We start from the raw sequence: 5,602 nt of genomic DNA on the forward strand, positions 1-5,602 counted from the left end.
TTCATAATGAGTGCGGTTTTGTATCGCGTTACACGCGTAAAGATCGCCGGATGAACCGGCTCCTACACCCATCATAATGAGTGCGGTTTTATATTGCGTTACACGCGTAGAGGTCGCCGAGTGAACGGCTCCTACAGCTATTTTTCTATTTTTGGTCGATGGGAGTCTTGTTAACCCAAGCCAAATAGCTGTTTGGAATTGCGATAGAGCGCCGCAGCCAGCTCGCTGGGTGTCTCGCTACGATATTCGCAAAGGCGCTCAAATACTTCAACGACTCGCTTGGGGACATTTGGCTCTCCTTGATGACCGTGTAATGGCATTGACGGCGAATCGGTTTCCAATACTAGGCTTTCAAGCGGTAGCTGTGATACTGCCAGCGCTGTTTTTTCGCCTCTTGGGTAGGTGATTGTGCCACCAACGCCCAGCTTAAAACCCTGGCTAATATAATATTCAGCTTGCTGTTTTGAGCCTGAAAAAGCGTGGATCACCCCACCAAACTTTGGTTTTACACGTTTAAATGCTGCAGCAATAAGGTGATGACTTTTACGGTGATGGACTATAAGTGGTAGCTCAAGCTGATTGCTTAGCGCAATATGTGCTTCAAAAAGCGCAATTTGCCGCACCAGCGCCTCACAAGTTGCATCAATGCCACACTCACCAATGGCACAGAGTTGCTCGCGATTAAGCGTGGCGTGTTCGGCTAATGCTGCCATATCACGCTCGTGGTGCTGAGTTATAAAATAGGGGTGCAGCCCCGCCGCGATTTGACATTCAGGGTGCTGACGTTGGAAATCTATAAGTCGTCGCGACTGCTTTAGTGTTACCCCTGGCACTACAAAACGCTCAACTCCTCGCTGTTGCGCTTGAGCTATATAATCACTTAAGCCATCTGCCAACTCACTAAAATCAAGATGGCAGTGACTATCTATAAAAGCGAGTTTAGGGGTTGAGTCGCTCAATTTCCCAACTACCATCGGCTTGCTTCACATACATAAAGCGGTCATGAAGACGGTGCTCGCCTCCTTGCCAAAACTCAATTTTAGTTGGAACCACACAATAGCCGCCCCAAAAATCAGGTAATGGGATTTCGCCTTTAGCAAACTTGTCTTTCATACTGCTAAAAGTTTGCATTAATGCTTGGCGCGATGATACTGGACGTGACTGCTGTGATGCCCACGCAGCAAGCTGACTCTCTTTTGGACGCGATAAGAAGTATTTAGCAACGCGACTGGTTGGTAGCGCCTGAGCTTCACCATAGACAATCACTTGACGCTCAATCTCATGCCATGGAAAGTGCAAACAAATCTTACTATTTTGTTTTAATTCTTGTGCTTTTCTCGAACCGGTATTGGTAAAGAAGACAAAACCATTTTCGTCTACATGCTTGAGCAATACTATCCGCTGAGATGGCTGACCATGTTCATCTACCGTCGCAACCACCATCGCAGTGGGATCGGCAAATTTAGCTTCTATTGCTTGTTGCAGCCATAACTCAAATTGCGCAACAGGCGTATCTTTTAACATCTCTCGACGCAAACCGTCTTTGGTATATTCTCTGCGAATGTCTTCAAGTTTCATCACAATATCCTTAACAAAAAAGCCGCTATAAAGCGGCTTCTAGTATACCTTAATGCAAGTTAAAACTAACCTACATTTGCTCCATCACTTCAATACCTAGCAAATCTAGGCCTGTCTTAAGTGAGTTAGCAACCAGATTACACAGCAGTAGTCGACTTTCACGCACGTCTGCAGCTACGTCATCTTTAAGAATTGGGCACGCTTCATAGAATGTCATATATAAGCTCGCAAGCTCATATAAGTAACTACATAATACGTGTGGTGTCGCTTCACTGATCATGAGATCAAGCACTTCTTCAAGTTGCAGTAGTTTAAGCGCAAGTGCTTTTTCCTGTAGTGCTTGAATTTGGATGCGACCAGTCAGACTTGTACTATCCACATTTGCTTTACGGAAAATGCTGCGCACACGAGTATAGGCATACTGTAAATAAGGTGCCGTCGCCCCTTCAAAACTGAGCATGCTGTCCCAGTTAAAGATGTAATCACTGGTTCTGTGTTTAGATAGATCAGCATACTTCACCGCACCAATACCCACTTTACGAGCGATTTCTTGGCGTGCTTCATCAGATAAGTCAGAGGCTCTGTCTGCTAACTTTTCAGTGGCGCGACTCACCGCTTCGTCTAGTAAGTCAGATAACTTAACCGTACCACCAGTACGAGTTTTAAACGGCTTACCGTCTTTACCCATCATAGTACCAAATAAGCTCGGCTCGTAACTGGTTTTATCTTTTAGCAACCCAGCTTTACGTGCAGTGATCTCAACTTGGTTGAAGTGTAGGCCCTGACGCGCATCAACAAAAATTAGGATGCGGTCAACATCTAACTCGTTTGAGCGGTAATCACAGGCCGCTAAATCTGTTGTTGAATATAAGAAGCCACCACCAGATTTTTGTACGATAAATACTGAAGGCTCACCATCTTTATTCGCCAGCTCATCAAGAAATACCACCTGAGCACCTTGATCTTCTACCGCTATGCCCTTCTCTTTAAGCAGTTCAAGAACGCCAGCAAGACGGTCGTTGTATGCACTTTCCGCCATGATATTATCGCGTGTAAGCGTCACATTTAGCTTGGCGTATACTTCTTCAGAATGCTTCACTGACGTATCGATAAACATTTGCCACAACTTTTTACAGTGAGCATCACCGCCTTGTAGTTTTACAACGTAATCACGGGCTTTATCAGCAAAGCCAGCTTCGTCGTCAAAGCGCTTTTTAGCATCACGATAGAAACTTTCAAGATCAGCAAGTGCTACATTTTCAAGGTCCACGCCTTGATTTAGCAGATCTTCGAGGTGTGCTATTAACATACCAAACTGCGTGCCCCAGTCACCCATGTGGTTTTGGCGGATCACAGTATCACCACGGAACTCAAGTGCACGCACCACGCTATCACCAATAATTGTTGAACGTAGGTGACCTACGTGCATTTCTTTGGCTAGGTTTGGTGACGAAAAGTCCACGACCACTTTATTGGGCTTTGCATGCTCAGCAACACCGAGTTTAGCGTCAGCATTTGCCGCTTCTAGGCTAGAGGCTAAAAATTCAGGTTTTAGGTGAATGTTAATAAACCCAGGTCCTGCTATTTCTGTTTTTTCTGCAAGATCCGTAACATCTAAGTTATCGATGATCTTTTGCGCAAGCTCTCTAGGGTTCGTTTTTAGTGCTTTTGCAGCACCCATTGCGCCATTGATTTGGTAATCACCAAATTGTGGACGCGTACTTTGGGTAACCGCAGGGTTTGTACCTTCAGGAATACCAGCAGCTTGCATCGCTGCATTGGCTTTTTCAATTAAAATACTTTTGATGTTCATCTGTTTTCCTTTAATGCGCAGCGATTAATGTTCGCGAGTTTCACTGAACTTGACGTCTGGATAACGTTCCATTGATAAATTCAAGTTGACGCGGCTAGGCGCGATATAGGTTAGGTTATCACCGCCATCGAGTGCCAAGTTTTGCTCACACTTGCGACGGAATTCAGCCATTTTCTTCTCGTCATCACAGCTAACCCAACGCGCAGTTTGTACCGTTACACTCTCGTAGATCGCATCAACGTTATATTCAGACTTTAAGCGCGCAACAACCACATCAAACTGCAGCACACCAACCGCGCCGACAATCAGGTCGTTGTTGATAAGTGGTCTAAATACCTGCACTGCACCTTCTTCAGAAAGCTGCACTAAGCCTTTTAATAACTGTTTTTGCTTCAATGGATCTTTTAAGCGAATACGACGGAATAGCTCAGGTGCGAAGTTTGGAATACCACTGAATTTAAGTGTTTCACCTTGAGTGAAAGTATCACCAATTTGGATAGTACCGTGGTTATGTAAACCGATAATATCACCTGCAAACGCTTCTTGCGCACGCTCACGGTCACCAGCCATAAAGGTTACGGCATCGGCAATACTGATCTGCTTACCGATACGGACATGGTTCATTTTCATGCCTTGGGTGTATTTACCCGACACAATACGCATAAAGGCAATACGGTCGCGATGTTTTGGATCCATATTAGCTTGAATTTTAAACACAAAACCAGAGAATTTTTCTTCGTCAGCTTTCACTTCGCGTTCGTCAGTTTGACGCGGTAGCGGCGTTGGCGCCCATTCCGTTAATCCGTCAAGCATGTGATCAACACCAAAGTTGCCTAATGCTGTGCCGAAGAATACCGGGGTTAAATCGCCAGACAAGAATAGCTCTTGATCAAATTCGTGTGACGCGCCCATCACCAGCTCAAGTTCTTCACGTAGCTGTTCAGCCAGGCTCTCACCTACCGCGGCATCTAGCTCACTGTTATCAAGCCCTTTGATGATGCGCTTTTCTTGGATCGTATGGCCTTGACCTGTTTGATACAAAATCGTTTCATCACGGTGAATGTGGTACACACCTTTAAACTCTTTACCACAACCAATCGGCCAAGTAACTGGTGCGCACATGATGTTTAGTTCGGTTTCTACTTCATCAAGTAGCTCCATGGGATCGCGAATATCGCGGTCCAATTTGTTCATAAAGGTCACGATTGGCGTATCACGTAAACGGGTGACTTCCATTAATTTACGGGTACGATCCTCTACACCTTTCGCCGCATCGATCACCATCAAGCAAGAGTCAACCGCGGTGAGTGTACGGTAAGTATCTTCAGAGAAGTCTTCGTGTCCTGGAGTATCTAGCAGGTTGACCAAAGCTTCGTTGTACGGAAATTGCATCACGGAAGTTGTTACCGAGATACCACGCTCTTTTTCCATTTCCATCCAGTCAGACTTGGCGTGTTGATTTGAGCCGCGACCTTTTACCGTACCGGCTTTTTGTAACGCCTTTCCGAATAGTAGTACTTTTTCGGTGATGGTGGTTTTACCCGCATCCGGGTGCGAAATAATCGCGAAAGTCCGTCTTTTTGAGACTTCCTGAGGAATTGAAGCGTTTGACATCAGTTAAAATCTTCTCTTAATTTGAGTACAGCACAGAGGACTGTTTTCTGCCCGACTCAGGCTATGAATATCAGTTAATCTCCTATTTTCGCTTATCTTGCCAAGATACTCAATCGCAGAGCGATTTTTCTACGATATTTATTCTGTGCAGACACAAACTTGGCAGCGACAACCGGTGTCATTGGTGAGCAAAATATCCACATAATTGGCGCTATGCTTCTTGTATTTTTGTAACAAACAAAATAAAGTAATAACGATTTGCATTTAAATTAGTAACGGATATACGTAGCTGTGCCAACCTCACACACAAAAACTTTACGGCAACTCCCTAACATCGCATCCATCAGTTCATGTATTTTTGTTATTGCAATTCATGTTGCAGGGATCACATATGCGTGGACTAGCGCCTCAGCCCTCACCCCCGTGGAAATTGTTTCACAGCATTCCACAATTAAGGGAAAGCTTGTTATTCCGCCAAACAAAACACACTCCGCAACAGAGTCGATTGTAGAGCCTGAACCGGTTGTAGAGCCTGAACCGGTTGTAGAGCCTGAACCGGTTGTAGAGCCTGAACCGGTTGTAGAGCCTGAACCGGTT

General features: G+C 45.1%; 5 protein-coding genes. 1 reads left to right on the forward strand and 4 read right to left on the reverse strand.

Annotation, left to right across the window (positions count from 1 at the left end):
* Positions 1–170: 170 nt before the first annotated feature.
* The 4 genes from CEX98_RS21510 to prfC form a co-directional block, all read right to left on the reverse strand.
* On the reverse strand, positions 171–974 hold the full coding sequence (locus tag CEX98_RS21510) for a TatD family hydrolase (RefSeq protein WP_099644039.1): 804 nt from the start codon (positions 972–974) through the stop codon (positions 171–173).
* Positions 940–1,581 carry a pyridoxamine 5'-phosphate oxidase gene (gene pdxH, locus CEX98_RS21515; RefSeq protein ID WP_197707208.1) on the reverse strand — a complete coding sequence of 214 codons (642 nt, stop codon included), beginning with the start codon at positions 1,579–1,581 and terminating at the stop codon, positions 940–942. Before pdxH ends, CEX98_RS21510 begins: the two co-directional genes overlap by 35 nt.
* Positions 1,582–1,648: 67 nt before the next feature.
* Positions 1,649–3,391, reverse strand: coding sequence for an arginine--tRNA ligase (gene argS / locus CEX98_RS21520; RefSeq protein ID WP_099644041.1), 1,743 nt, complete (start codon positions 3,389–3,391; stop codon positions 1,649–1,651).
* Positions 3,392–3,415: 24 nt separating this feature from the next.
* On the reverse strand, positions 3,416–5,005 hold the full coding sequence (prfC, locus tag CEX98_RS21525; protein WP_099644042.1) for a peptide chain release factor 3: 1,590 nt from the start codon (positions 5,003–5,005) through the stop codon (positions 3,416–3,418).
* A 291-nt stretch (positions 5,006–5,296) separates the two neighbouring features.
* Between prfC and CEX98_RS23070 the strand changes: the two genes are divergently transcribed.
* Positions 5,297–5,602 (forward strand): hypothetical protein (locus CEX98_RS23070; protein ID WP_197707209.1); only part of this gene is annotated, 306 nt, incomplete at its 3' end.

The sequence above is a fragment of the Pseudoalteromonas piscicida genome (assembly GCF_002744175.1).
GTDB classification, from domain to species: domain Bacteria; phylum Pseudomonadota; class Gammaproteobacteria; order Enterobacterales; family Alteromonadaceae; genus Pseudoalteromonas; species Pseudoalteromonas piscicida_B.